The 26,531-nt window shown below is 43.7% G+C and carries 24 protein-coding genes and 1 tRNA gene; 8 read left to right on the forward strand and 17 right to left on the reverse strand.

The window, feature by feature from the left end:
* The first annotated feature begins 193 nt into the window (after positions 1-193).
* Positions 194-622 carry an arsenate reductase ArsC gene (locus KDW03_RS03905; RefSeq protein WP_271436092.1) on the forward strand — a complete coding sequence of 143 codons (429 nt, stop codon included), beginning with the start codon at positions 194-196 and terminating at the stop codon, positions 620-622.
* Here KDW03_RS03905 and KDW03_RS03910 read toward each other — a convergent pair.
* The 7 genes from KDW03_RS03910 to KDW03_RS03940 form a co-directional block, all read right to left on the reverse strand.
* Complete coding sequence (locus KDW03_RS03910; RefSeq protein WP_271436093.1) at positions 619-1,785, reverse strand: DNA polymerase III subunit delta'; 1,167 nt, start codon at positions 1,783-1,785, stop codon at positions 619-621. The two genes, KDW03_RS03905 and KDW03_RS03910, sit on opposite strands and share 4 nt — an antisense overlap.
* On the reverse strand, positions 1,782-2,324 hold the full coding sequence (locus KDW03_RS03915) for a PP2C family protein-serine/threonine phosphatase (RefSeq protein ID WP_408648341.1): 543 nt from the start codon (positions 2,322-2,324) through the stop codon (positions 1,782-1,784). Before KDW03_RS03915 ends, KDW03_RS03910 begins: the two co-directional genes overlap by 4 nt.
* A 159-nt stretch (positions 2,325-2,483) precedes the next feature.
* Positions 2,484-2,954, reverse strand: coding sequence for a response regulator (locus tag KDW03_RS03920; protein WP_271436094.1), 471 nt, complete (start codon positions 2,952-2,954; stop codon positions 2,484-2,486).
* Positions 2,955-2,956: 2 nt separating this feature from the next.
* Positions 2,957-5,227 (reverse strand): single-stranded-DNA-specific exonuclease RecJ, encoded by a 2,271-nt coding sequence (gene recJ, locus KDW03_RS03925; protein WP_271436095.1) that lies wholly within the window; start codon positions 5,225-5,227, stop codon positions 2,957-2,959.
* Positions 5,228-5,230: 3 nt separating this feature from the next.
* A complete protein-coding gene (pyrB, locus tag KDW03_RS03930; protein WP_271436096.1) occupies positions 5,231-6,142 on the reverse strand; it encodes an aspartate carbamoyltransferase in 912 nt (303 codons plus the stop codon).
* Positions 6,143-6,412: 270 nt separating this feature from the next.
* On the reverse strand, positions 6,413-7,387 hold the full coding sequence (locus KDW03_RS03935) for an ABC transporter substrate-binding protein (RefSeq protein ID WP_271436097.1): 975 nt from the start codon (positions 7,385-7,387) through the stop codon (positions 6,413-6,415).
* Positions 7,388-7,402: 15 nt separating this feature from the next.
* Positions 7,403-9,553: a sodium-translocating pyrophosphatase gene (locus tag KDW03_RS03940; RefSeq protein WP_408648354.1), complete on the reverse strand. Its 2,151-nt coding sequence runs from the start codon at positions 9,551-9,553 to the stop codon at positions 7,403-7,405.
* Positions 9,554-9,841: 288 nt separating this feature from the next.
* Here KDW03_RS03940 and KDW03_RS03945 point away from each other — a divergent pair, with 288 nt between their 5' ends.
* From KDW03_RS03945 to KDW03_RS03965, 5 genes are read left to right on the forward strand one after another with little or no spacing between them, the layout of a single operon-like run.
* A complete protein-coding gene (locus KDW03_RS03945) occupies positions 9,842-10,714 on the forward strand; it encodes a tetratricopeptide repeat protein (protein WP_271436099.1) in 873 nt (290 codons plus the stop codon).
* Positions 10,711-12,339 carry a hypothetical protein gene (locus KDW03_RS03950; RefSeq protein ID WP_271436100.1) on the forward strand — a complete coding sequence of 543 codons (1,629 nt, stop codon included), beginning with the start codon at positions 10,711-10,713 and terminating at the stop codon, positions 12,337-12,339. Before KDW03_RS03945 ends, KDW03_RS03950 begins: the two co-directional genes overlap by 4 nt.
* Entirely contained in the window at positions 12,336-13,034 is a 699-nt protein-coding gene (locus KDW03_RS03955) for a tetratricopeptide repeat protein (RefSeq protein ID WP_271436101.1), read from the forward strand. Before KDW03_RS03950 ends, KDW03_RS03955 begins: the two co-directional genes overlap by 4 nt.
* A gap of 10 nt (positions 13,035-13,044) precedes the next feature.
* On the forward strand, positions 13,045-14,907 hold the full coding sequence (locus KDW03_RS03960) for a tetratricopeptide repeat protein (protein ID WP_271436102.1): 1,863 nt from the start codon (positions 13,045-13,047) through the stop codon (positions 14,905-14,907).
* A 39-nt stretch (positions 14,908-14,946) separates the two neighbouring features.
* Positions 14,947-16,314: a tetratricopeptide repeat protein gene (locus tag KDW03_RS03965; protein ID WP_271436103.1), complete on the forward strand. Its 1,368-nt coding sequence runs from the start codon at positions 14,947-14,949 to the stop codon at positions 16,312-16,314.
* A gap of 232 nt (positions 16,315-16,546) precedes the next feature.
* On the opposite strand, the gene KDW03_RS03970 is transcribed toward KDW03_RS03965, so the two are convergent.
* Complete coding sequence (locus tag KDW03_RS03970; protein WP_271436104.1) at positions 16,547-17,545, reverse strand: hypothetical protein; 999 nt, start codon at positions 17,543-17,545, stop codon at positions 16,547-16,549.
* A gap of 104 nt (positions 17,546-17,649) precedes the next feature.
* Complete coding sequence (locus tag KDW03_RS03975) at positions 17,650-19,050, reverse strand: alpha-amylase domain-containing protein (protein ID WP_271436105.1); 1,401 nt, start codon at positions 19,048-19,050, stop codon at positions 17,650-17,652.
* 333 nt (positions 19,051-19,383) lie between these two features.
* Between KDW03_RS03975 and KDW03_RS03980 the strand changes: the two genes are divergently transcribed.
* Positions 19,384-20,016: an NlpC/P60 family protein gene (locus KDW03_RS03980; RefSeq protein ID WP_271436106.1), complete on the forward strand. Its 633-nt coding sequence runs from the start codon at positions 19,384-19,386 to the stop codon at positions 20,014-20,016.
* Positions 20,017-20,185: 169 nt separating this feature from the next.
* On the forward strand, positions 20,186-20,482 hold the full coding sequence (locus tag KDW03_RS03985) for a hypothetical protein (protein ID WP_271436107.1): 297 nt from the start codon (positions 20,186-20,188) through the stop codon (positions 20,480-20,482).
* 90 nt (positions 20,483-20,572) lie between these two features.
* Here KDW03_RS03985 and KDW03_RS03990 read toward each other — a convergent pair whose 3' ends face one another.
* From KDW03_RS03990 to rfbA, 8 genes are all read right to left on the reverse strand, one after another.
* A complete protein-coding gene (locus KDW03_RS03990) occupies positions 20,573-21,814 on the reverse strand; it encodes a glutamate-5-semialdehyde dehydrogenase (protein WP_271436108.1) in 1,242 nt (413 codons plus the stop codon).
* A gap of 99 nt (positions 21,815-21,913) precedes the next feature.
* A tRNA-Asn gene (locus tag KDW03_RS03995) sits at positions 21,914-21,986 on the reverse strand.
* An 86-nt stretch (positions 21,987-22,072) separates the two neighbouring features.
* Positions 22,073-22,864, reverse strand: coding sequence for a tRNA (adenine-N1)-methyltransferase (locus KDW03_RS04000; protein WP_271436109.1), 792 nt, complete (start codon positions 22,862-22,864; stop codon positions 22,073-22,075).
* A gap of 57 nt (positions 22,865-22,921) precedes the next feature.
* Positions 22,922-23,152, reverse strand: a complete 231-nt coding sequence (locus KDW03_RS04005) for a DUF2905 domain-containing protein (RefSeq protein WP_271436110.1) — start codon at positions 23,150-23,152, stop codon at positions 22,922-22,924.
* Positions 23,153-23,172: 20 nt separating this feature from the next.
* Positions 23,173-24,195 (reverse strand): dTDP-glucose 4,6-dehydratase, encoded by a 1,023-nt coding sequence (rfbB, locus tag KDW03_RS04010; RefSeq protein ID WP_271436111.1) that lies wholly within the window; start codon positions 24,193-24,195, stop codon positions 23,173-23,175.
* Positions 24,196-24,198: 3 nt separating this feature from the next.
* Positions 24,199-25,056 carry a dTDP-4-dehydrorhamnose reductase gene (rfbD, locus tag KDW03_RS04015; protein ID WP_271436112.1) on the reverse strand — a complete coding sequence of 286 codons (858 nt, stop codon included), beginning with the start codon at positions 25,054-25,056 and terminating at the stop codon, positions 24,199-24,201.
* Positions 25,056-25,613 carry a dTDP-4-dehydrorhamnose 3,5-epimerase gene (rfbC, locus tag KDW03_RS04020; protein ID WP_271436113.1) on the reverse strand — a complete coding sequence of 186 codons (558 nt, stop codon included), beginning with the start codon at positions 25,611-25,613 and terminating at the stop codon, positions 25,056-25,058. Before rfbC ends, rfbD begins: the two co-directional genes overlap by 1 nt.
* Positions 25,603-26,484, reverse strand: coding sequence for a glucose-1-phosphate thymidylyltransferase RfbA (rfbA, locus tag KDW03_RS04025; protein WP_271436114.1), 882 nt, complete (start codon positions 26,482-26,484; stop codon positions 25,603-25,605). The genes rfbC and rfbA overlap by 11 nt, the downstream gene beginning before the upstream one ends.
* Between the last annotated feature and the right edge of the window lie 47 nt (positions 26,485-26,531).

Genomic DNA, 26,531 nt, shown 5'->3' on the forward strand with positions numbered 1-26,531 from the left:
TTATTCTTAGACGAAGGAAGCTTTGCTCTCCATTTTGTCAAAATATCTTGTTTAAAAAGTTTTTTAATGTTTAAAATTAAAAAAAATTTTTTACAAAAATTAAAGAAAAAATCAAAAAAAATGACTCTTTTATGTTTGCAAAAAACAGGGCTCTTTTGTATAATGATACGATGAAATTCCGAAGGGAGGTCTTATGAGGAAAAAAAGAGTACTGTTTGTTTGTGTCCATAATTCGGCAAGAAGCCAAATGGCAGAGGCGTTTCTCAATCGTTTGGGGGGTGAGTTTTTTGAGGCAGAGAGTGCGGGACTTGAGCCAGGAAAACTCAATCCTTATGTTGTGGAGGTTATGAAAGAAATAGGATATGACATCTCACAAAACCAGACCAAATCAGTTTTTTCCCTCTACAAAGAAGGTAGAATGTACGATTATGTGATTACGGTATGTGATCAGGAAGCTGCCGAACGTTGTCCCATCTTTCCTGGAAGAGTAGAAAGACTTCACTGGAGTTTTAAGGATCCGTCTTCTTTCCAGGGAACGGACGAGGAGAAACTCGATTTTACGAGAAAGGTAAGGGATGAAATTAAAGCGGCTATTGAGCATTTTATTGAAACGAACCGCTAGAGAGGTCGCCTTTTCTGGATCCAGCGAGCCATGCGTATCAGGAGATCGGTTACAAGATAAGAGGCTTGCATATAGGTCTTGGTAATGAGACTTTTTATGCGCAGAGTTTCATTCATCCATTCTTTGAGTTCGGTGGTGTAAACGGTGATGGTTGATAACGATTGTGTCTCGTAGCCACGAAGATTTTTTTGGCGGCTAATCCACTCCTCTTTTAATATTTCGAGGAGTGCATCAAGAAAAACAGGAATGGATGTTTTGTTTTGAGAGAGTGACTCTACAAACGCAAAAATCTGCGCATCGTATTGTATGTGCCAGGCCAGATCTTTTGCAAAACTTTGGGCAAGTTCAACCGCTCGAGAATGTTCATGGAAGAGGGTTTCTCGCATCTGGAGAAAACAGTTTGAAAAAGAGGCAGGTATTCCCAAAATCTCACTTACTGTGGCAGGAGAAAGATTGGGAAACGAGATCATCAGACTGCGAGAAAGAATCGTAGGCAAGACATCTTCGAGTGAATTGGTCTGGAGGATGATGCGGCTTGATTCTCCCATCTCTTCAAAGAGCTTTAAACTGGCGTTTTGAGCCTCTGGAGTAGCGTTTTCCCATCCTCCTATGAATGTTATGTGTGGGATATAACTTTTGTACTTATGGAATCGTATCACTTCCTGGATGAAGGCAATAGGAATACTTTTTTTTTCTGAAATTTCTTCGGCAAGTGAGAGAATTGCTTTTTGAAATAGGGTGTCTTCTTGTACCAGTTTAGCAAAGGTTTTGTCCATAAGTTTCTCATAGACAAGAGAGCGAAAATCATCCATGGAGAGGTTTTCTTTATATTTGATTGATTTTGTTTTGATTTCTTTAAGGGCGATAAGCTGAGAGAGATGGGAGAGAAACTGCAGTCCCCATAAGAGGATCTGTTTTTCTCTCTCAGGAGAAGGGGATGTGAGATAGAATGAAAGCTTTATGGCATACTCATCCAGTCGAAAAAACTGAAAATTTGGTGAAAGTAAAAAGGATTCACCATAGAGTTCAGCGAGTGTGAGAAGAGCAAGGGTGGTTTTTCCTACCCCTTTTTCTCCTGAAAGGATGACAAGCCTTCCCTGCGATTGGGTAAGTACACGGGTAAGGATGAGTTTTTGTTTTGGATTACCCTTCCATGGACTCACTGCTTTTTCTCCAGCATGAAGATGGTTACATCATCTTCGAAGCGGTAGGAGTACTCCTTGGCGATGCGGTTATAGAGGTTTACGAGTGAGAAGAGGCCATCTTTTTCTAACTTATCAAGAATTTTGAGAAAGCCAGGAATACTGAGCATTTCTTTTGAGGGGGTCTGGATTTCGTAGATACCGTCAGTAAAAAAGATAATTCTTTTCCAGGTTTTTGTAGTTAAGGTATTTACGGAAAAGTTGGCAGGAGAAATCACACCGAGAGCTAGAGAGTTCTTGATTTCGATGGTATGGAAGCTATCGGTTTGTACAACGGGAGGTGGGGATCCGGTAGAAATGAGATGAAGCTGTTCTTTTTCCTCATCGCAGAGTCCAAAAATTCCTGATAGGAAAATTCCCATCTGTCCGTATTCTTGTTCCATTTCAGCATTGATCCATTTGACATACTCAAGGAGATGGTTTTGTTCTGCCAATGGTCGTGTAGCAATCCATTGCTGGGTGAGAAAGTTGAGGTGGAAACCGACAAGAGCGGCTCCCACACCGTGTCCGGAAACATCAAGCAGGAAAAAGAAGGTTTTGTCATGTGGGAAACTTGTAGCAAAATAAAAATCGCCGCTTTAGCAGATCATTGGTAGAGGTGTCATCTTTGAAATTTTTCCTGAACATCCAACGTAGTGAAGTTTTCATATTGAGGCTTGTCATATTTTTTTGAAGGCTGCAAAGCGGATATCTTCTTCAAGTCTTCGATTTTTCTCTGAAAGGTTTTTCATATAGTAGTTTTTTGTAAGAATATTATTAATACGAATGAGCATCTCGAGGGGATTGCTTTCCTTGGAAATAAAGTCATCAGCCCCAAGCTCGAGACACTGAAGAATAAGCTTTTGATCCTGGAAATGAGAGAGCACAATAACCGGAAGGTTTCGTGTTTTTATGTTGGTTTTGAGTGTTTTGAGAACATCCACAGCAGTGGTGTTTTGAAGGATCATGTCTAAAAGTACAATATCTGGAGGATGAGTCATAAGCGTTACAAGAGCACGGCTTTCTTGTTGAAATGTTTGAATATTCGTAAAACCTGCACTTCTTAGCGTCCGTTCTATATTCTTGAGGCTGGTGATGGAATCATCTACGATGACCACTGACGAATCGAGGATCTCATTTTTTATCTGCATTGTTATTTCCTTTCATACGGATGTAAGGCTATATCTACCAGCTCAAGCCTAACCTGCTCTATATCATTATAACGATTAATGTTTGGAACAGCAACAATATCAAACCATTGATCGCTGAATTTTTCAAATCCATAATTCATAAGCGTTTCTTTCATGGACCATCCTACAGCGGGAAGGGTGGTCTCTCCTTTGACGACGAGACACTGAAAATGGTCTTTTTCCTTGCCGAAGAAATAGGGATTCATAAATCGAACTTTGGAAATGAAGAGGCGTGGAAGTTCGTTTTGCGTTCCTATAGGTGCCATCATGTTTTCAAGGTAAACCAGGTTTTCGAGGGTTATATCCTGGAGTCTGTCCAGTTCACTGTCAACCAGGATGGTATCTTGAGTATTTTCCTGTCTGGATTTTTCGTAGTATTCCAGGACGCGTTGTTTGAAAATCGGGAGGTTTTCAATGGTAATGGTGAACCCTCCTGCTGCTTTATGCCCTCCAAATTGCAGGAGGATGTCTCCGCAGTGTTCAAGCATGTTAATCACGTTAAAGTTAACAGCACTTCTCACAGATCCTATGGCCTCTTTTTCCTGGAGAGCTATGACGACAACGGGTTTTTGGTATTGAAGGGAGAGTTTGTTGGAGAGAAGCCCTGTAGAGTTTTTTGATATTTCGGCACTTTCCACGATGATTACGGTTTCATCAAGGGTTTCTGGGGTGAGTTTTTTTTCGATATTTTTGAGGTTTTGGTCAAACTGCTGGCGGCGTTCGGAGTCCTTACTTACGATGTGGCTCAGGAGTTCATCTACTTCGTGAATCTTTGAAGAGAGGAGAAGCTCAACACTGATGCTTGCCTGCCCCACGCGTCCAGGAGAGTTGAGAAGGGGGGCGATGCCCCATCCAATGTCTTTAACGGTAACCTTTTGTATGGGAATATCCTGAGATTGGATCAGTTTGATGAGGCCTATAGAGGAATAACGGAGAAACTCCAAGCCGTTTTTTACAATAGTTCTGTTTTCTTCGATAAGAGGCATGATATCCGCAATGGTTCCTATAGCGGCAAGTCCCATGATATCCTGAAGGGATTGAATGAGGGGGTGATTTCGCTGGAGGATCATCGAGCGGTAGACTCTGCCGCAAAGCTCTGCATCAAAACGGGCACGATGGAGTTCAGAGGTATCAACATAGATACCAAACTCCTGGGCGATGGTGTTAAGCTTGTGATCTTTGACTTTTGGACAGAGAATCTTGGAAAGCCTGAGGGTATCCTCTATGGGTGGGGAAAAGGGTTTCCCAAGGTATTTACGTATGCCTTGTTGGAGGAAGCGCAGATCAAAATCTGCAATATTGTGTCCGATAAGCTTTCTTTTCCCTACGAATTCTATAAACTTTTCAAAGGCTTCCCTGGGAGAGAGACCGTTTTGGCGAATCATGTCTTCTGTTATGCCGGTGAGCCGGGTAATTTCTCCGCTGAGGGGTTGGTTGATTTGAACGAGGCACTCAAAGGTATCTATGATGACTCCGTTTTTGATTTTGATAGCCGCGATCTCAATAATCTCATCTCGAGAAGGATTGAGGCCTGTGGTTTCTACATCGCAAAAGACAAACTCCTGTCCATGATACTCATGGAGGAAATGGGCTTCAAGCAAGGCCCAGGCAAGATTCATAGATACACTTGCCCCACTTAAGTAGGGGAAGGGGTATCCACATTCTGGGATTTTAGGGTTGATGAGGGCATATGCCTCTGGAAGTTGTGGTCGGGGTTCGTGATGATCGGTAATGATAACATCTATCCCCAGTTTTTTTGCCTGTTTGACCTCTTCTATGGCGGTTATACCGCAGTCGACAGTAATAATGAGATCAAATCCCTCGGTGGCTGCCCATTGAATAATCTCAGGGGATAGTCCATATTTGTCATCACCCTCAGGGACTCGGAAAGCGACATTGGCTTTGAATTTTTGCAATGTCTTTTGAAGAATGGCGGTTGCGGTAACTCCATCCACATCTTTATCACCAAAAATAAGGATGTTTTCATCGTTTTGAATAGCCTGCAATATCCTTGCCACAGCTTTTTCCATGTCTTTGAAAAGAAAGGGTGAAGGAAGCTGGAGAAAATGAGGCTTCAGATAGCGAAGAATGTGTTCTGGGGTTTGGTATCCCCGGTTCACCAATGTTTTAAGGAGGAGATCCATTATGGGAATAGGGAGACGAGATTTCAATTCTTCAAGCTTCTTTTTGTTGATCTGAGGCATCTTCCAGATACGATTCTTTGCTGAGTGCATAGTTTATCCTACCAAAACTTTTTCAAGAAGTGCCATGCGGATGAAAAGACCGTTGTGAGCCTGACGGAAATAGGCAGCACGCGGGTCATTGTCTACCTCGTAAGCGATCTCATCTACACGAGGGAGGGGGTGCATTACAATAGCATGGGATTGCATAAGGCTTAAGGTTTCTCTTGTGATGATATAAATACCGCGGGTTTTTTCGTATTCCTCAATGCTGGAAAATCGTTCTCGCTGGATGCGGGTTTGGTAGATAACATCAACCTTTGAAGCAACTTCGTTGAGATTGTCTACTTCTTCAAAGGGAATATGCTGATTCTGAAGATACTCTTTGATATCATCTCGCATGCGCACATTGGGGGGAGAGACAAAGAAGAGGCGAATGTTTTTATAAAAAGAAAGAAGATAGGCAAGCGATCGCACGGTTCTTCCATTGGCGAGATCCCCTACCATAGCTACAGAGACATCATCTATGTGTCCCAACTCTTTTTGAATGGTATAGAGGTCAAGGAGTGCCTGGGTAGGATGCTGTCCTGTTCCGTCTCCAGCATTGATCACAGGGATAGAGGATACCTGACTGGCCCGGTAAGCAGCACCTTCTTCAAAATGGCGTATAACCACTACATCCCCATAGCCAGAGATGACACGAACGGTGTCTTCGATAGTTTCGCCTTTGGCAGCTGAGGAAAATTGAGCCGCATTTTCTGTTGAGACTACATTTCCTCCGAGGCGAATCATCGCTGTTTCAAAAGAAAGTCTTGTTCGTGTTGAAGGTTCATAAAAGAGGGTGACCATGATTTTTCCTGCAAGAAGACCTAGGTTAGGTTGTTTCTCAAGTCGTATAGCTCTCAAGAAGAGATCCTCGAGGATTTCTCTTGTGAATTGTTTAGCGTCCAGGATGTGGAAAAGTTTCATACATACCTCTTTCCTCTTTTAGGATATTATAGGAGAAAGACAAGAAAAAATCAATTACTAACCTGACTTTATGGATTGAAAGATTTGTAAGGTTTGCAGATATCCTGAGCAAGTTTTAAATGAGAAAAAGAAAGATATAAGAAGAAAGAGGAGAAAAAGTGATATTTTTCGACAAATGCTATTGTTATTTTTTTTCATTGTTATAAACCACTTTGTAAAAAAAGGGCTGTCCGGCAAAAGCGAACAGCCCTTTTGAAAGTAGTCTGAGTTTTATTTGGTTATAACCTTGCCGTTTTGAACAAGTATACTGGCTTGGGAAATGATCTCTGTGGGGATCTGAATACCGAGTTGTTTTGCAATGTCTTCATTAATAAAGAGAGTGATATCTTGTGGATCTGTCATGAATTTTACAGGGATTTCCGATGGTTTTTGGCCTCGTAGAACATCGGCAATCATGCGTCCTGTAGCACGTCCCATCTTGTAGTAATCAAATCCCCATGCTACAAGAACATCGGCGTTGGTTGCTGATGTGGGATCAGCGGTCATAACAGGGACCTTTTTCGCCATGGCGACACTGGTCACCGAGGAGAGCGCAGACACCACCGTGTTATCGGTGCTTATGTAGATTCCATCTACCTTGTCTACAATAGCCTGAGCGGCCTGTTTCACTTCAGCAGAATTGGCAACGGTGGTTTCTACTACCTCGATACCGAGCTCCTTACATACCGCTTTGGTGAGATCTGCAAGAGCAACCGCGTTTGCCTCGCTTGAAGTATAGATGATACCCAACCGTTTAATGGGTTTCAGTTTGCGGAAGAACTGGATCTGTTCTTTTACCGGCGTCATATCAGAGACACCACAGACATTTTTTTCACCCCGGGCAAGAGAGGTTACTAACCCAGCCTTGACCGGATCGGTAACGGCACTGAATACCACTGGGGTTGTTTTAAGGGTATTGACGAGTGCCTGAGCGGTAGGCGTAGCAATACCTACAGCGAGAGCTACCTTATCACTCTTAAACTTGTTGGCGATAGCCGCAGCTGTATTGAGATCCCCATTCGCGTTTTGCACATCAAAGGTTACCGGAAGATTCTGTTCAGTGAGTTCATCCTTGATACCTTGTTCTACTGCATCAAGTGCAGGATGGGCAACAATCTTGGAGATACCAATAACAATCTCCGTTTTCTTGGGAGAACATCCAAGTAGAACTGCTCCTACAGTAAAGAATAACCACCATCTTTTCATACGATACTTCCTCCTTTAAATCTTAAATAGACCAAAAAGCTGATTCAACACCAGAATTGTGGAGCCAAACACAATGGAGACCATGCTCATAAGTTTGATAAGGATGTTAAGTGAAGGACCGGAGGTGTCTTTGAGCGGATCGCCAATTGTATCGCCTACGACACCGGCTTTATGGGCATCACTGTGCTTTCCACCAAAGTGCCCGTTTTCGATATACTTTTTCGCGTTGTCCCAGGCACCACCAGCATTGGCCATCATAATAGCCATGGGGAAACCAGAGACGAGAGCACCCGCCAGTACCCCTACCAGGGCACGAACACCAAGCAGTGTTCCGACCAGTACCGGAATAATAATGGCAATCAGGGCTGGAAGAATCATTTCCAACTGGGCTGCCTCAGTGCTGATACGCACACATCGCTTGTAATCGGGTTTATCGGTTCCTTTTAGGATTCCGGGCTTTTCTTTAAACTGACGGCGAACCTCTTCTACCATTTTGTTGGCTGCTCTACCAACCGCACTCATAGTAAGAGCACTGAAGAGGAAAGGAGCCATTGCTCCTATGAAGAGTCCTGTCAATGTTTCGACAGAAATCACATTTGCTATGAGGGAGAAATCTGGGTTTGTTGCACGTACCACGCGTTCAATCTCATCCTTGAAAGCAGCCAAAAGAGCCAGTGCGGTAAGGGCTGCCGAACCAATGGCGTATCCCTTTCCGGTTGCTGCTGTTGTATTACCAAGAGCATCGAGAGCATCTGTTCTCTCTCGGACCTCGGAACCAAGTCCCCCTGCATCTCCTGCCATTTCAGCAATACCCCCGGCATTGTCAGCTACGGGGCCATAGGCATCGGTTGAGAGGGTGATACCAAGGGTCGAAAGCATGCCCACCGCAGCGATACTAATACCGTACAATCCACGAGCAATAGACATTGCGCCACCAGCGAGATAGTAAGCAGCTACAACGGCGGCCCCTACAATTACTACCGAAATCCACGTAGAAAGCATTCCCAGAGAAAGACCGCCAATGACGAGGGTTGCGGCGCCTGTCTGAGATTGTGCACTGAGATCTCGGGTAGGTTTATAACTTGCGGAGGTAAAATACTCGGTAAAAAATCCTATGAGGTTTCCTGCAAGAAGTCCCACAAAAATAGAGCCCCAGATACCAAAGTTTTCCTTGCCCATCACATAATAAACAGCGACCGCCGCAAAAATGGCTATGAGCAGGGAAGATCCGTAAATACCCTTTCGGAGTGCCTTGAGAAGCACTTCCTGGGAGGCTTTGTTGTCTTTTGTCTGAACAAGAAAAGTTCCAAGAATAGAAGCCAGTACTCCCAGTGCCGCCATACTCATCGGAATAGTTATGGCACGAAGTGGGCTTTCAGGAAAGGCTACTACACCCAGAGCCATCGTGGCCACGATAGAACCAACATAGCTTTCATAAAGATCGGCTCCCATCCCAGCAACATCTCCCACATTGTCTCCCACATTATCAGCAATGGTGGCAGGGTTTCTTGGATCATCTTCAGGAATACCTGCTTCCACCTTACCCACAATGTCTGCTCCAACATCGGCAGACTTGGTATAGATACCACCACCAACACGGGCAAACAAAGCCATAGAAGAAGCACCCATTCCAAACGTGATCATGGCTTCTGTGATTCGCTTAATCGTCTCTGCCTGATCGAGGCCCACAACACTCCCATAATACCAGCGAAGACCGTAATACCAGAGTGAGAGGTCAAGAAGACCTAATCCGACTACTACCATGCCCATCACTGAACCAGCAGTGAAGGCCACACGCAGTCCGGGATTAAGTCCATCGCGAGCAGCCCAGGCTGTTCGCGCATTTGCACGGGTAGCTATTGCCATGCCGATGAAACCAGAAAGACCTGAAAAGAAACCACCTGTCAAAAAAGCAAACGGTACAAAGGGTGTCAGAAGCTTTGCTCCAAAGGAAAGATAGAGCAACAACACAAAAATTACTGCAAAAAATATCCCTACAATCTTGTATTGCTGCGCAAGATAAGCATAGGCTCCTTCACGAATAGCCAGGGAAATCTCTTTTGTCTTTTCACTTCCCTCGTTTTTACGAAGTACATAGGACATCGCATACACCACATAGAGCAGGGCTATCAATGCCGCGACGGGAGTTACCCAGGTAATATCCATGGGAGTGCCCTGAGCAAATCCAAAGCCAGTCATTCCAAAGAGAAAAAGCATTATCCACCAGGTGAGTGCATTTTTCATAGGAAACCTCCTTCCCAATATAGATTTCCTATATCATATATCAAAAAAGAATTTGTGTCAAGGCTTTATTGAAAAAATATTTCCGTGTCGTTGTTTGTTTTTCTTTATCTATAGCAACTTATTACTCTCCCCGAGTTTTCAAAAGGGCTTATGAAGATTATATTTTTTTTCTTTTTTTGCCGATAATTAAAAAAAATTGGATGGTGAACGATGAATCGAAAAAACTTGTTTCTTTTCCTTTGCGGCATGTCTCTTTTTGTTTTCGGAACCTCATCTGTGTCAATTGAAGAAGCAACAGCGCAGTATATTTATTCCCTCTATCAGAAACATCGATATACCGATGTTACAGTAGAGGTGAGAAATTTTTTGAGTCGCTACCCTTTATCGTCTCTTTATATTCCAGTGGCTATTATCGGAGGAGAAGCTGCTTACAAAGACAAAAACTATAATCTTGGGCGTTACTTTTTTGAGCAGGCATTCAAAAAAGCCAAACAACCCCACCAGGTTAAACAATCTCTCCTTGGCATGGCAAAATGTAGCTATAAACTTGGTCTCTACCAGGAAGCAGCGAAACTTTTTGAGTCTTATGCCCGGGAGTTTGATGATCCCGTCGTAACTCCTGCTGTTCTCTACTATGCTCAGGTCTGTGCTCTGGCAGCAAACGACCAGGAAAATGCCCAACGCTACCAACAATGGCATGCCTCTCGCTATCCCGAAAGCCCTTATCTTTCCCTGCTCGCATCTGCTTCTTCAAGAGATACATCTTTTTCCATCGAGCACAGTGTCAAATCTTCTCCTGAAGAAAAAGAACAAAAAAAAGAGAGCCCACCTCTTAATGAGGTTTCCTTTTCTATGCCCTCGTCGGAAACAAGTAACACCATTCTTCTCACCAACTGGGTAGTAGTGACCACGACAAATACCTTTACCAATGAAAAAGCAACCGAGAAAGAGCAAACTCTTGCTCTTGTTGAGGAAAACAACCGTTATCTCTCTCTTTTAGAGGTCAAGGCAAAACTTCTTCAGCTTAAAGCTCGAGCCCTCGATGATGAACTCTCAGAGCTTGGCATAGGAGGGTTGGAATGAAACGCATTCTTCTTCTTCTTTTTTGTATAACATCTTCATTCTTTTCGATAGAATGGATGCCTTTTGAGGGTAAAAACTGGCGTTTTTCTCTCGATGGAGATTCAGGAGGGTTTGTATTTTTCTCATCCAAAACAAACTATCTTTACTATGAAAGTGACACTGCGACTCCAACATCAGGGATATTGGTACTTTACGAAGGATCCGCGACACCCTTTTCTCCTTTCTCTCCTTTTCTTTCCTGGAATATCCGATGGCAAAAGACGAATCATGTGATTTTTGGTCGGGCGACATGGGAAAGTATCGTCTACACCTCGGCGTGTTTTCTCACCAACAATGGACAACAGATGTTTGTGATTCTTGCCACCCACATCTCCAATACTTCTTCTGAGGCTAAAGAAGTAGGATTTCGGTATCTTCTTGATACAACTTTAGAAGAAAATGGTACGGGACCTCTGTTTGTTTTTGAGAATGGGGCACCTGTGATGAATGAAATGGAGATTTCCCTTAACCAATATGGAAAGTATATACTCAGTGGTCAAAAATCAGGGATCTATCTGTTGCCTGCTTACAATGGCTTTTCACCAAGGGCTATTTATCTTGCCAATTATCATAGATTAAAAACAAGCGAGGTGAATGTTCGTATTGAGCCAAGTGCTCATTTTACTTACGATACGAGAGGGAAAAGGGATGGGGCTATTCTTGTCGATTACCGTTATCGCCTACGTCCTGGTGAAACCATAGAGGGGGGGATTGTACTTTCGCTTGAACCTCTTCCTTTATTGCAATGGAATACCTCACTTTTTGATTTTCTTCCACAACCTCAAGAAAAGAAAAAAATTATTCCCTCAACCTCTTCAAATACGAAAGCTTTTTCTTGGTGGCCCTTTTTCAAACAAAAAACGAATGTTGTTTATATAACGAATACGATTGAAGTAATACCAGGAGATGAGAATTATCTTGCTCTTCAGCAATCGTTTATTGACAGACTGGAGAAGATTCTTTTTCTCATGACAAACCAGAGCCCTGCACTTTCAAGTAATGTTGCTTCTTCTCTTTCCAAGTCTCCTGATCCTGGTACTCATGAGGGATTCTCTTCACCCCAGGCAAGTTGGCTTCCCTCAGATGATCCCTTTGGACGCTTTTCGGATTCTCTTCCCAAATCCAGGCCATTTCAAACGAATCAAATGCCAACTTTAATTCCGTTCGCAGAGAAACAGGAGAGCCCTTCTACTCCGTTACCATCAGTGCAGCCTTCTGAGAACTTTTCTCAACCGAGAGAAAGCACTGTTTTCATAACCAACGTGATTACCAACTACATAACCCTCACGAATGTTGAAAACACGAATGTCGAAAGGGCTCAAGGGTATAGAATTCAGGAAGAAACAGAAAAAAATCAGTTAAAGATGTATGAGGAAAAAATTCAGCAACTTCAGAGACAACTTTTTGAAAAAGAAACCACCCAGAGTGCTCAAAAAAAGCTTCTTCTCATCGAAAAAAGGCTAGAACTTTTGAACTGGCTTCTTGAACGAAGCTCAAAGGTCAATCTGAGCGCAGAGGATATTGCTGCCATGAATGCTGAACTTGACCTTCTTCTCAAAAGTCTGGAGGAAGAGAACAAACGATGAAGTATAGATGGTTTTCTTCTCTTTTTTTCGTAGTTCCGATAGCTATTCTTTTGATGAGTGCAGGTGAAGATGTTTTTGAAAAAGGGTTGGGATTTTATAAAGAGAAAAAGTTTCTCCTGGCCATTGGAGCCTTTCGGAATGCTGCGGAACTCGGCAATAAAGATCCCAAACTTTACCTTCTGCTGGGAAACAGTTATGTGGGCATTGACGATTATGATAAAGCGATAGAAAGCTACCAAAAAGGGTTACAGTCTGGTCTTCCCCTTGCCTACTATGGGGTGTATTACTTCAACCTTGGCTATACCTATGGGCTAAAAAAACTTTATCAACAAGCTGTTGTTACTTTTGATCAGGCTCTGGCCTATGATACGAATCTCACTCATGCCTATTGGTACAAGGGCATGCTTTATTATAAAATGCGCGATAGAACCAATACCATTCGAGAATGGGAAACCTATCTCGTTGTTAATCCCACAGGACCACAGAGTGATAACATTCGTCGGGCACTTGAACTTCTTCGGGATCCAAACTTTAATTTTCCCGATGATCTTGTGAAAAATCCCATGGAACGACTCACCAATACAGAAAGTGTGGTTGCCGAGCCATTGATCGATATTAGTGGCGCGCTGGGTGACTATAAGCCAGAAGACAAAGGAAAAGCTGAAGATACATCTGTCGAGGATATAGAAAAATAGGAGGTTGGTTATGACTGAGAAAAAAAATACCTCTCGGAAACAAGGAGCAAAACCAAAAGCAGTTCAAAAAGGAAAGGTTGTTTCAAAAAAACCATCGAAAGAAGAGGAAAAGAAACAATGGTTGCTTCTTGGACTTCTTGGCTTGTTGCTTGTTCTTACCCCGATCGTTTGGGTTGGTTTCTCAGGTGGTGGTAAAGCAAAACAGATAGAGAAATACCTCTCCCTGGCAGAAGAATATGCCAACAATGAGGCTTATGATCGTGCGCTTGACTATCTGGACAAAGCCTTTGAACTTGATCCCAATGACCCACGTATCAAGGAACTCCGGGATGCTATTATACGGGCACAGAAAAACAAAGAAAAACTCAAAGAAGATGAGATGAAAGACCTTCTCAAGAAAACCGCGCAAGCCACTTCGCCAACACCGCTCGAAAAAACCACTACCGTCGAAAAAAAGGAAAAACCTCAAGTAGAACAGGTTTCTGCTAAAGAAAGTGCAGCAGAGCAGTACAAAAAGTATATGGAAAACGGCAAAAAATATCTTGAGAACAACTACTTTGATGAAGCCATCAAAGAGTTTGAGAAAGCCAGGAAAATAGAAGCTACTCCCGAGGTCGATGCTTATGAGGCTGTTTCCTATTACGGTAAAAAGGATATAGGCAAAGCCCAAAGCCTTGCCCAGGCGGCCATCCAAAAAGATCCCAAACAGGGGCCTGCCCATTACACTCTCGGAAAGATCCTCTATGACAAGGACCTCAATGATGAGGCACTGGCTTCTTTTAAAAAGGCTATCGAGGGCGATTATGAAACAGCGGATATGTACTATTCCATGGGTGTGATTTACTACATGAAAAAGCTTTACAACGATGCGAAATCATCTTTTCAAAAAGCTGTTTCCCTTGATCCAAAGCATGCCAAGGCTTATTACAATCTTGGTCTTACCTATATGGCCCTCAATGACAATAACAATGCCCTCAAGGCTTTTGACCAGAATCTTCAGCTTGAGCCCACGAATGCCAAGACAATGATCAACATTGGCACCATTTATTACAATGCCAAACAATTTTCTCAGGCAGAAAAGTTTTTTGCACGCGCTGTGGAAATCGAACCAAACAATGACCGGGCGCTCGTCAAACTTGGGAATACCTATGAGGAACTCAAACAGTTTACACGGGCTCTTTCCGTTTATCAAAAAGCCTATCAGGTCAATCCCAAAAACTATCTGTGTTCTTTCAACTACGCGCGCATGCTTGTTTACACCGAGCGCTACGCTGAGGCTTTAAAATACTACAGTGAGTCTATACAGCAGAAAAATGACTATGCACCAGCCTATTACAACATGGCCAATGCCTACTTTTTGATGAAAGAGTATGCCCAGGCGGAAGAAAACTATCAAAAGGCCATTCAGCTTGATAGATACGATCCCGAACCTTATCTGGGATTGGGAAGCATGTATCTTGCCAAACAGGAATATGAAAAAGCCCTTTCTGCTTTTAAAAAGGCTGCGGATCTTCAGCCAAGGAGTTTTATTGCTTACAAAGGAATAGGAGATGCTTATGCCAGGGCAGAGATCTACGAGGATGCTATAAACGCCTACAAAAAGGCTCTCGAGATCAATCCAACGGACGTTAATGTTCTAGAAAGTCTTGGGGATATCTATACCCGACAAAAGGATTATAGCAATGCTGCTGTTTCCTACGAGAAATATGTCAAGCTTTCCCAAAAAAATGCAGATGTGTATCTTAAGCTAGCCGAGAGCTATATTCAATTAAAAGATAACGCCAAGGCAAAAGCCACTCTTCTTGAGCTTAAGGATCGTTTTCCGAACTACAAAAATATGTCTAAGGTTGACTATTATTTGAGTCAACTGTAAAATATATAAGGTGATAATTTTTTTAGAAAAGGAGTGCGTATGACGTGGGATGTTATAGTTATTGTGCTTTTGGTAGTCAGTGTGGGGTTTCTTGTCTTTCTTTATGTTATGAATAACTTTATTGCGCCTCATCGTCTTGATTCGATTAAGACCTTAATTGACAATCAAAAGTATGATCAGGCGATTAATGCATTGAATGCTATTCTCAAAAAAGATGATAAAAACCCTCTCGCACACCTTTATCTTGCCGAAGCCTGTTACCTCTCAGGAAATTTTGAGATGGCCCTTGTTGAATATAAACAAACATTGAGTTCAGGAAAGTTTTCCAATTCTGCTACGGAGAAAAGTATTCATCGCCGTCTGGCAGATATTTACATGCGTTTTAATCAGCTGGAAGAGGCGCAGAAAGAATACCTTGTGCTTTCCCAGATGGATCCGCAAAATGCGGAATATCTCTTTCAAATCGGGAATATCTTTTACCAGCGAGGCATGAAAGAACATGCCTTTAGTTATCTTGATAGGGCCATCAAATCAGGCAAGGCTTCTCCCCAGATTTATTTTATCATGGGAAAGATTCTCTATGAAATGAACAAGGCAGCTGAGGCTTTGAACTACTTTACTAACTGTGTAAAACTGGAACCCAAGAATATGGAAGCCCATTACTATATTGGAATGATTCTCAAATCCATGAATAGCTACGGAAAGGCTGTTCAGGAATTTGATGTGGCGGAACAAGCGCGGGACAATCAACTCAAGGTGAAGGCTATTTTCCAGAAAGGTCTCTGTAAAATGGAAGTTGGGGATAATGATGGGGCCAAAGCAGATTTTGAACGTGCGTTAAAGTATTCAAACGAAGAGAACAATGTCACTATTGCTATTCGGTACACACTTGGACTTATCTACGAAAAAGAACGCCGACTGGTTGAGGCGGTGGAACAATGGGAAAAGGTTGCCCAACTCCGTCCTAACTTTCAGGATGTCCAGACAAAACTGACTCTTTATGAGGATCTTCGGGTAGACGATAGGCTCAAAGATCTGCTGACAGCTACACCAACTACCTTTGAGATTATCGCTCAGAACATGCTCAAAGCCATTGGGTATGAACCTATTGAAGTCAAGCCTCTGGATGGTGATAATCTTGAAATTGTAGGGATAGAAAAATCGGTCAAATGGCGAAACGTTCGTGGAGGAAGGGTGCTTGTGATGTTTTCACGAGACAATGAAGATGTTCCGGAAGATCTGGTAGCAAAACTTACCGAAAAAATGAAAAACATTCATGCGACTCGAGGTGTTTACATCACTACCGGAAAGTTTACTCCCCAGGCTCTCCGTTATGCGGAAAACAGACCGCTCGATCTTTACGATAGGCAAAAGCTTACTGATCTTCTTAAGAAAAGTGGGTATTAAGGTTTATGCGAGTAGTGTGGGGTATCTTTTTGTTGTTGAGTCTTTTTTTTACTCTCTACGACTTTTTTTTGGGAAATGTTTTCCAAGATCCTGTTCATCCAGCCCTTGTTTCTTTTTTCTGTTTTGTCATGGGGGGGCTTTTTTTCTTGTCTTTTTATAAAGAAACGAAAAAAGAAAATAAATAAAAAGAAGGAAGCAGCCTGTTGTGCTTCCTTCTTCCGTGTTGTTTTTTCTAAGGTCTATAACCCTGGAGTTCAATCTCTTCAATGGCAAAGAGGGGTGTATCTTCTCTTGAAAGAAAAGTTTTCTGTACCTTTAGTCTAAGATTTTCCGGTGGGTTTTTTACAGGATAAAAGAGGAGCCATTCGCCGCGCTGATTCCGCAGGATGGGAAACCCCTTTTTGTCTTTTTGTGGCATGAGACTTTTTTTTACCTGAGGCTTAATCTCTTTTTGACCAAGGGCAATGGTGATTTTCGCGGGATCAACATAGAGAATCTCAGCTTCTCTGTTAACACAGATCATTCTTAACGTTATTCCTTCTTCGGTAGCAAAACCATACCATCCAACATAGTATCTTCCATCCATGAGGATGGTGTAATCCCCAACCATAAAGAAGGGGGATATTTCTTCTTGCCTTTCTTCATGAGCGTTTTCTTCATGTTCATGAATGCTTATCCATCCCTTCTCTTGAAGATGTTTTCTCTGAATATTCTCAAAGTTCTCCGGGAGAGCGATTTTATAAGAGAAAAGTATCGGTTTTACACGTTTTTGGTAAGAAGTAAGAGCTTTTGGGGATACTTTGACAACGAGAGGGAGATCGTTTTCTTTTGTCACACTGGCAAGCTGGAGAAAGTACTCTTCAGGAAGGTTGTCTCCTGCAAGTCCATACAGTTGATAAAACGCGGGGTCGTGAATCAGTCTCCATTTCATTGTGATTCTGGCTTTTTGCCCTTTTGTGAGAATGAAACGTGAGGGAACGGAGCGCGCAAGAGGAATACTCTGGGCACCTGAAGGCACCATGAGATCTATTATCCCCTCAGAAAGGTAAAATTCCCCTTCTTCAAGTCTTTTTACCGTGATGAGAGCATTTCCTTCTTCCTTTTTCGGGGAAACAACGAGTCTCGCTGTATAAAGATTGCCGTTGGTTGTTACAGAACCTGTATACACCAGTTTTTGGGAACAACCAGTGAGGAGAAGAAAAAACAAAAAAGATACAAGAATGTCTTTCATTTTGACCTCCTTTGAGCTGGTATTCAGTATATGTGTGTGTTGTAAAAATTGCAACAAAAAAGGCTGCCCGGTTTCCCGGACAGCCCTGAGAGTGATTCTTCCGATTATAGCCCATCCACCGAGTAGACTGCATACCCACGCGGTGCAGCCCATACCTCTACCCAACCATTGGCGTCACAGTACTTGTTCTGAGGTTGATAGTTCTGTCCGCTCACAGAAGAAGACCATGCATAGGCTTTGAGGGTTTTGCCCTTGAGGTAAGCGTTTCCTGTCTGGACCCACGCACCCTTCCAGGCAGAAGAATGATCGTTGATTACCACAATGTAACCCGGGCTCGAGGTCGAGTATCCCTTACTTCCATAGATAATCACATCTCCATCATTACTTTTGAGGATCTCAATCTGAGGACCACCGCCACCAAGTTTCTCACGTACCCATACGAGTTGCTTGATACCATTGCCCCAACCACTGCCGGCTCCACCACCCGTAGCAAGCCCATAGTTGTAGTAGTCTTTCCACCAGATACAGGGATACCCCTGATAGGTGAGAATGAACGCATACGCCATCATCTTGTCTCTGTAAATCTCATCAGTGTCATGGTTTCCAACAAAGGTCACGGCACGCCATGGATTCTTGGCAGCAAAGCTCTTGCTGTAGTCAAACACATTGGGCAGATACCCACCACCAGAACTATTGTTACAGATGTCTTTTAATGTATAATAGAGAGCAAAATCAAACACTGACGAGTTGGCTGCATTGGCCCACCAATCGAGGGTAGAGGTATTGGCATCCCAGTACTCTCCCACACTAAAGGTTGGACTCGTCGCTGCATTGAGGTTCTTTACCACGGTCGGAGAGAATCCCTTCACATAGTCCCATCGCCAGCTACTGAAACCAGCATTGGCTGTATTTTTCATCCAGAGCATCCATGTCTTGATGTCATTGTACACCGTGGAGTTGTCATGACAGACATCAGGGAATCCCGCAAAAGCTCCGGAGTCATAAGAGTGGATGTTATTGGGATGGAATGCCCAGTACTGCCATTTCATCTTTCCACTTGCCACATTACGAAAATCTGTCCAGGTATTTCCCCTGGTATAGGGGTTGTACTCACTGGCACCACCGGAGCGATGGTTGATCACGATATCAGCCATACAATCAATGCCATAGCTACGGTACTGCGCAATAGCCGCCTTGAGTTCTGCCTGGGAACCAAAGCGCGTTTCTGTGGTGCCGTCCTGATAGTATTGGCCCAGGTCATAGTAATCATGGGGATCATATCCCATAGAATAGCCGCCACCCTGAGCTTTGGATGCAGGAGGAAACCACATGCGGTTAATACCATACCCACCTGCCATGTAGCGAAGCTCATAAGCTTTGCTCTTCATGGTATCCCACCATGTACCACCTGCTGGAACATCCCAGTAGAAGCCCTGCATCATCACACCCGCAAACATCGAGCTTCCCACGAGGAGCCCCACCATCAAAAACCCTAACCGTTTCATACAGACCTCCTTTATATATTTAGGAAAATTTTCGTTTAAATTACTTCAAAAAATGTGCCAAAATAAAAAAAATTAGTTGCAAGAATTATTTTTATAGATTGCAAACAGTTAAGATTTTTAAAAGAAAAATGTTTGAAATCGATTTCATAAGAAAAATGCACTATTTTGCATTTAAAATAAGTGCAAAATGCATTTTTAAGAGAAATGTTTTGTCGGGTTTTATATAAAAAAAGAAAGGTTTCTGAAGTGGGTAATTTTTGTGGTTTTGGATTGAATTTGGCAAGCCTTGATCGGATTTTTAATTTTTAGGTGAGAGAAACCGATAAAAAAACTATGCGAAAGAAATATCTCTGGATTTTCTTTTTTGTAGTGTCGTTCCAACTCTATGGAGAAAGTGTTCGCTTTTATGAGATGGTTATTTCGAATGCACTTGCTCTCCAGGGACGATACAGTTTCCCTGCCACCAATGGCAACCGTTTTACTTCAGACTGTATTGGATTTGTTCGGTATGTTTACTATCTCTCGGGGATTGATCTCATGGAAGTTTATGGTAAAGGAAGAGGAGGGGTAAGTTCTCTCTACGATGGACTTGTGGCAAAGCGTTTTGTCTATACCAATCGTGTTCCCCTTTCTGTTGGCGATCTCATTTTTTTTGACAATACGTATGATGTCAACAAAAATGGCAAATGGGATGATCCCCTTTCGCATGTGGCTATTGTGGTGAGTGTTGATGCCCAGGGAACCATTACCTACATTCATCACAGCCCTCGCAAAGGAGTTTCTCAGGATTATATGAATCTGTATTATCCCCAAACCTATGCTTTTCGAAAAAAAGATAGAACCCTCAAGGTGATCAATTCTTACCTGCGAATTCATCGGGGAGAGCAATTTCCCAGGGAAAATTATATCTCATCTTTTTTCTTTCGAGCTTTTGCTCATATTCCGGTGAGAGAAATTTCTGAGTAAACCTCTGGAGTATGTATGAGGATACTTTTTTCTTTTTTCTGGATAATGGTGGCGGGAATTTCTTTTTTTCTTGCGTGGGAGGATCTTCGTTTTCAAAAGATATCGCTGGGAGCTATTTTTTTTTGATTTTGTTTGATGGATATTTTTTGTTTTTTCTTTTGAATGGAGGATGCAATTTTTGCGGCGTCGGGGAATGGGAGGATTTCTTCCTGCAAGTGTTCTTGCTTTTGCGGCAATTTTGCATAAGGCAGGGTGGGGAGATGTGATTGTGGCGTTTCTCTGTGGTTGGTTTGTTGGAGGGCTTGAGGTTGGGTGGTGGCTTCTCTGTTCCCTTGTTTTTGCGTGGGGACAGGTGTTTGTTGGTGTTTTTCTTCGAAAACCGGTGAAGCGAGTGCCTTTTGTTACCTGGATGATCGTGGGAATGTGGGTATGGTTAGCGATACGTGCCTTTCGTTATTCTTTTTGAGCCCAGGCAACCGCTTATTCTTCAATTTTATTATTCAGATAACGTTAAAAAATATGTGCTGTTTTTACCGGGTTCTCGTATTCTCCCTGGCTAACGTACGTGCCCATCTCCATACACAATCCATTTCTCTGTGGTGAGGCTTTCCAGTCCCATGGGACCTCGAGCGTGGAGTTTTTGGGTGGAGATGCCAATCTCTGCCCCCAATCCAAACTCTCCTCCATCGGTGAAGCGGGTAGAGGCATTGGCGTAGACGGCTGCGGAGTCTACTTCGGTGAGAAACCTTTGCACAGCACCATAACTTTCACTCACAATGGCATCAGAATGGTGAGAACCATAGGTGTTGATATGGCGGATAGCCTCGGCTAAAGTATCAACCACCCGTACAGAAATGATGTAATCAAGGTATTCTGTATACCAATTATCCTCTGTTGCTGCCTGGAGATTGGGGAAATCCTTTCGAATCTCTTCATCTGCAATCACTTTTACATTGTGGTCCAGTAAAGCCTGAATGAGATCCTGGCGATAGGGATAATCTTTATGGATGAGAAGGGTTTCGGCTGCGTTGCATACCGATGGTCGTTGACACTTGGCGTTAATGACGATTGCCTCGGCTTTGTTTTTGTCTGCGGAAGCATCGACATACACGTGACACACTCCCTTGTCATGCTTGATTACGGGAATTTTGGATTTTTCCGTGACAGATCGGATGAGGGATTCCCCTCCTCGCGGGATAACAAGGTCGATGAGTCCTGCAAGTTGGAGCATCTCATCAACAACCTCGTGTTCTACTTTTTCAAGGTATTGGACCGTATGGAGGGGAAAACCAGCCTCCTGGAGCCCTTGATGAATAGCCTCCATAATAGCGAGATTTGAATGGAGGGCTTCTCTCCCTCCACGAAGAATCGCCACATTTCCTGACTTAAGACACAGAGCAGCGGCATCGGCAGTGACATTCGGCCGTGCCTCGTAGATCATGGCTATCACCCCAATAGGAACTCGTACCCGTTCGATACGCAGGCCGTTTGGGCGTTTCGTGATATAGTTTCCACTTCCTACCGGATCAGGAAGCGATGCTATAGCCTCGATAGCCTGAGCCATACCCTCGATCCTGTTTTCGTTCAAAAGAAGCCTATCGCGTAAAGCTTGAGATTTTCCCGTGGTGTCAAAAGCTGTGAGATCGCGTTGATTTGCCTGAAGAATCTTGGAAGCATGACCGCGAAGAGCCTTTGCCATAGAAAGAAGGGCGAGGTTTTTTTGTTCTGTACTCGCCTGTCCAATCTGATAAAAAGTTTCTCTTGCCTGACGTGCTATCTGGAGAACGTACTCTCTCATATCATGCCCCTTTTTCGATGGAGATACTCTCATTATACTATGAGGAAAAATTTCTTGCCAGTTTTTGAAAAAAAAAGCTGCCATTTCTGGCAGCTTCTGCTCCCCCGGTAGGGCTCGAACCTACGGCCCGCTGGTTAACAGCCAGCTGCTCTGCCTGCTGAGCTACAGGGGAGTGATCTTGTGGATAATATTATAACACATTTTTCTGGAAAAATCAAGTGGAAAAGAGGGGTTTTTAAAAAAACATTCGCTTTTTTGCTATATGAAATACTCAGGATGGTATTCGGTGGCTGGTTTTTCTACCTTTTGGGCAAAAAAGAGATACCCCGTATGTCCTATCATACGGTCATGAGGTCTGGTGAGAAATTCCTTGACTCTGATTCCACGAGTCCAGACTTCCATGGCACGAATACGGACAAACCCTGTTTCCTCCAGTCGTTTCACGGTTGTTTGTACCTGTTCGATGTTCGGAGAGAGAAAACCGACGTGCCCTCCGGGACAAAGGGCTTTCCATACCTGCGGGACAATCATCCACGGTGTAGGGATATCCACGAAAATGGCATCAACCTCTCCTACCCCGAATCCTCCTTCTGCAACAGGGTCTTTTAAGATAAATTCCACATGTTCAGGCTTGCCAAACCTCTGAACATTCATTATGGCCATTTCCTGGTGTTCTGGACGCCTTTCGAAGCTGTAGACTTTTCCCTCTCGACCAACGATCCGTGAGAGGAGGACGGTAAGAGAACCTGAACCGGATCCTATCTCTATCACCCTTGAGCCGCTCTGGATGCCCAGTTCGAGTAAGATGATTCCGGCTTCTTTTGGATAGATGATGGTCGTGCGTCTCTTGACTTTCATCATCATATCGGCGAGTGTTGGCCGGAGAACATAGAAAGCTACTCCCTTGTTTGTTGCTATGCGTTGTCCAAAGTCAAGATCCTCCGGGAAATGAATGGTCCCATAGTGAGTAGAGAAACTTCCCCCTGGTTCATAAGGCAGAAAATACGTTTGTTCGTCATGATAAAGGTATATCCACTCACCCTTTTGCATGTATACTCCTTGATTTTGTAGGTATTTATTGTAGGGAGAGTAAGAAGAAAAAGCAACCTATCGACGAAAGAGTGAAATAAGTTGAAGTAAGAGAGAAAGCACAAGACTGATTACCAGCATAGAGACCCAGGGGATAAATATCTGAACGGATTGGCCCTCATAGTGGATATCTCCGGGAAGTCGTCCAAACCAGCCCAATAGGGAGAATTTCCCGGCAAGAAACACGATCCCTGCGAGAAGACAGAGGAAAACACCAGAGAGAAATAGCCATCTGGCCAGATCTGTCATGGTATACCCTCCTTGTTGGTTTATTTTTTCAGGTAGCGCTTGAGGTACCAGTCTATGGTTTTCTGGATGCCTGTCTCAAAGGTTTCGTCAGCTTTCCAGCCGAGTTCGGTCTCGATCTTGGTTGGATCAATCGCATATCGTCTATCGTGTCCCGGTCTATCCTTAACGAAGGTGATCAGTTCAGTATAACTTTTTCCACCTGATCGGGGATGTTTTGTATCGAGAAGACGGCATATCGTTTGAGCTATCTCAATATTGGTACGTTCATTGTGGCCACCGATGTTATAGGTTTCACCTGTTCTCCCTTTGTGAAAAACGAGGTCGATGCCTTTGGCATGGTCGAGGACATAGAGCCAATCACGAACGTTTTTCCCATCTCCGTAAATAGGGATAGGCTTTTCTGCAAGGGCGTTTCGAATGATGGTTGGGATCAGTTTTTCGTCGTGCTGTTTTGGACCGTAGTTGTTGGAACAGTTTGTTGTGACGGTGTTTAGTCCATAGGTATGGGTATAGGCTCTGACCATGAGATCGCTACTTGCCTTGGAGGCGCTGTAGGGTGAATTGGGAGCATACGGGGTGGTTTCGGTAAAGTATCCTGTTTCTCCCAGGCTTCCATAAACCTCATCGGTAGAAATATGATGGAAACGCGCCTCTTCATATCCTGGTCTTGTCTCATGGGGGGCTTTTAGCCAGTAACGACGGGCCACATCGAGGAGAATATAGGTTCCGAGAACATTGGTTTCTACAAAGACACCGGGATTATGGATGGAATTGTCCACATGAGACTCTGCGGCAAAATGAATGACCCCCCGGATATCGTAAAGTTCAAAAAGGTACTCTACAAGATCTCGGCTGCGTATATCTCCTCGCACAAAATGATAACGGGGGTGGTTGGATACTTCAGCAAGATTAGAAGGATCACCAGCATACGTGAGTTTATCCAGGTTTATAATGTTGTAGTGCGGGTACTTTTCAAGAAAGTAGGGGATAAAGTTTGAGGCAATGAAACCGCACCCTCCGGTAACGAGAATAGATTTTTCCATCGTTTATACTCCTTGGGTTATTTCTCGAATCGTTTCTTCGAGAGCTTCCTGCCAGTGGGGAATAGTGATGCCAAGTGAGGCTTTGATTTTCCTTTTGTCCAGAACACTGTAGTGGGGTCTTTTAGCTGGGGTGGGATACTCTTCGGTAGATATGGGGAGAATAGGCACAGAATACCCGGAAAATCTCGCGATGGCCACCGCAAAATCGTACCAGCTTGCTATGCCTTCGTTGGAGTAGTGGTAGATAGTGTTTTTGGACTCTTTCCAGACGTCAAGAAAATTGACAATAACATTGGCAAGGGTTCGTGCAGCTGTAGGTGTTCCCACCTGGTCAAAGACCACTCGAATCTCTGGCTTTTCTCCCAGGAGTCTGCGGATGGTTTTTACAAAGTTACTGCCATAGGGGGAGTACAACCAGCTTGTTCTGATGATAGTCACATGATCATGAGCTCCAAAGGCTCTTTCTTCCCCTTCAAGCTTACTTGTGCCATAGACGGAGAGGGGATTGGGGTCATCGCTCTCCTGATACGGAAGGAACTGTCGACCGTCAAAGACATAGTCCGTCGAAATATGTACCAGGAAAAGGTGGTGTTTGTGGCAGGCTTTGGCAAGGTTTTCTACTGCCTGGCTATTGAGGGCATAACACTTCTCTTTATCGGTTTCCGCTTTGTCCACAGCAGTGTAGGCGGCACAGTTAATAATTCCATCAAAACCCTGACGGAGCCCTTCTTCTACTGCCTGATAACTGGTAATGTCGAGATCATCTCTATCCGTAAACACGAAATGGTGTTGAGAGTTTTCTGCCAATCGTTTGATTTCTGTACCAAGTTGGCCAAGAGCACCTGTAACCATAATCTTCATCATCTATCTCCAAAAACGTCCCCGATATCTTTGAGGAAGGGGAGATTTTTATCCTTTTGGGAGAGGAGGGATTCATCAATAGGACATGGCCAGGCTATATTGATCTCGGGATCATTATAGCGTATCCCTCCATCAGAGGCGGGGTGGTAAAAATTGTCCGTCTTATAAGCTACGATGGCTTCTTCTGACAGCACCACAAAGCCATGAGCAAATCCTGCTGGGATGTAAAGTTGGCGGAAATTGGTATCAGAAAGCTCGAGGCCAAACCACTGTTTATATGTGGGGGAGGATGAACGAAGATCTACTGCCACGTCCCATATGACACCGTGAATGACACGAACAAGTTTGGCTTGAGTGTAAGGGGGGCGCTGAAAGTGTAATCCCCGTACCACGCCTCGTTTGGAGAAGGACTGATTGTCCTGAACAAAAGAGGTCTGTATTCCATATTCGGCAAAGACCCTGGCATTGTAACTCTCAAAAAAATACCCTCGTTCATCTTGAAAAACCTTTGGGGTGTATATGAAAAGACCTGCAATGGGGGTTGGTTCAAATCCCATGTTTTATCTCCTCTGCCCTTTTGAGAATGTACTGTCCGTACTGGTTGTTTTTCATCGCTTCCCCGAGAGAGCGAAACTGTTCAAGGGAGATAAATCCTTTGAGATAGGCGATCTCTTCTAAACAAGCAACCTTTAGCCCCTGGCGGTGTTCAATGGTTTCAATAAAGGTAGAGGCTTCAAGCAGACTCTCATGGGTTCCGGTATCAAGCCAGGCAAATCCCCGTCCCAGCACTTCTATCTCAAGGGTTCCTTCTTCCAGGTACAGACGGTTGAGATCAGTGATCTCAAGCTCTCCCCGCGCCGAAGGTTTGAGTGTTTTAGCCTTAGAAACGACGGTATTATCATAAAAATACAAACCCGTTACAGCATAGGAAGATCGTGGTTTTGCGGGCTTTTCCTCAATGGAAATTACACGACCTCTCTTGTCAAATTCTACTACGCCATACCTTTCCGGGTCATCGACATGGTAGGCAAAAATGCAAGCCCCATGATTTCTTTGAGAGGCTCTTGCAAGTTTTTCTGAGAAACCATAGCCATAAAAGATATTGTCTCCAAGAATGAGACAACAGCTCTGATTTTCAATGAAATCCTCCCCTATCAAAAAGGCTTGAGCAAGTCCCTCCGGTCTGGGTTGTTCCTTGTAGGAGAATGTTACCCCCCACTGAGATCCATCCCCCAGCAGCCTCTGGAATAAAGGAAGATCCTGGGGAGTTGAAATAATCAAAATCTCCCGGATGCCTGCAAGCATCAACACTGAAATCGGATAATACACCATGGGTTTATCAAAGACAGGAAGAAGTTGTTTAGAAATCGAACGTGTGATAGGATAGAGACGGGTGCCACTGCCACCGGCCAGTACGATACCTTTCATCGTTTTCCTCTTCTGTGATATTATCGTTTATTGGGTTTTATCATTGT

Origin of the sequence: Thermospira aquatica (assembly GCF_023525255.1) — a bacterium.
Taxonomy (GTDB): Bacteria; Spirochaetota; Brevinematia; order Brevinematales; family Thermospiraceae; genus Thermospira; species Thermospira aquatica.

Bases quoted from the DNA above. Each gene is read 5' to 3' on its own strand.
- KDW03_RS03905 (WP_271436092.1), top strand. From the start codon at position 194: ATGAGGAAAAAAAGAGTACTGTTTGTTTGTGTCCATAATTCGGCAAGA.
- KDW03_RS03920 (WP_271436094.1), bottom strand. From the start codon at position 2,954: ATGCAGATAAAAAATGAGATCCTCGATTCGTCAGTGGTCATCGTAGAT.
- recJ (WP_271436095.1), bottom strand. From the start codon at position 5,227: ATGCACTCAGCAAAGAATCGTATCTGGAAGATGCCTCAGATCAACAAA.
- pyrB (WP_271436096.1), bottom strand. From the start codon at position 6,142: ATGAAACTTTTCCACATCCTGGACGCTAAACAATTCACAAGAGAAATC.
- KDW03_RS03935 (WP_271436097.1), bottom strand. From the start codon at position 7,387: ATGAAAAGATGGTGGTTATTCTTTACTGTAGGAGCAGTTCTACTTGGA.
- KDW03_RS03940 (WP_408648354.1), bottom strand. From the start codon at position 9,553: ATGGATATTACCTGGGTAACTCCCGTCGCGGCATTGATAGCCCTGCTC.
- KDW03_RS03945 (WP_271436099.1), top strand. From the start codon at position 9,842: ATGAATCGAAAAAACTTGTTTCTTTTCCTTTGCGGCATGTCTCTTTTT.
- KDW03_RS03950 (WP_271436100.1), top strand. From the start codon at position 10,711: ATGAAACGCATTCTTCTTCTTCTTTTTTGTATAACATCTTCATTCTTT.
- KDW03_RS03955 (WP_271436101.1), top strand. From the start codon at position 12,336: ATGAAGTATAGATGGTTTTCTTCTCTTTTTTTCGTAGTTCCGATAGCT.
- KDW03_RS03960 (WP_271436102.1), top strand. From the start codon at position 13,045: ATGACTGAGAAAAAAAATACCTCTCGGAAACAAGGAGCAAAACCAAAA.
- KDW03_RS03965 (WP_271436103.1), top strand. From the start codon at position 14,947: ATGACGTGGGATGTTATAGTTATTGTGCTTTTGGTAGTCAGTGTGGGG.
- KDW03_RS03970 (WP_271436104.1), bottom strand. From the start codon at position 17,545: ATGAAAGACATTCTTGTATCTTTTTTGTTTTTTCTTCTCCTCACTGGT.
- KDW03_RS03975 (WP_271436105.1), bottom strand. From the start codon at position 19,050: ATGAAACGGTTAGGGTTTTTGATGGTGGGGCTCCTCGTGGGAAGCTCG.
- KDW03_RS03980 (WP_271436106.1), top strand. From the start codon at position 19,384: ATGCGAAAGAAATATCTCTGGATTTTCTTTTTTGTAGTGTCGTTCCAA.
- KDW03_RS03985 (WP_271436107.1), top strand. From the start codon at position 20,186: ATGCAATTTTTGCGGCGTCGGGGAATGGGAGGATTTCTTCCTGCAAGT.
- KDW03_RS03990 (WP_271436108.1), bottom strand. From the start codon at position 21,814: ATGAGAGAGTACGTTCTCCAGATAGCACGTCAGGCAAGAGAAACTTTT.
- KDW03_RS04000 (WP_271436109.1), bottom strand. From the start codon at position 22,864: ATGCAAAAGGGTGAGTGGATATACCTTTATCATGACGAACAAACGTAT.
- KDW03_RS04005 (WP_271436110.1), bottom strand. From the start codon at position 23,152: ATGACAGATCTGGCCAGATGGCTATTTCTCTCTGGTGTTTTCCTCTGT.
- rfbB (WP_271436111.1), bottom strand. From the start codon at position 24,195: ATGGAAAAATCTATTCTCGTTACCGGAGGGTGCGGTTTCATTGCCTCA.
- rfbD (WP_271436112.1), bottom strand. From the start codon at position 25,056: ATGAAGATTATGGTTACAGGTGCTCTTGGCCAACTTGGTACAGAAATC.
- rfbC (WP_271436113.1), bottom strand. From the start codon at position 25,613: ATGGGATTTGAACCAACCCCCATTGCAGGTCTTTTCATATACACCCCA.
- rfbA (WP_271436114.1), bottom strand. From the start codon at position 26,484: ATGAAAGGTATCGTACTGGCCGGTGGCAGTGGCACCCGTCTCTATCCT.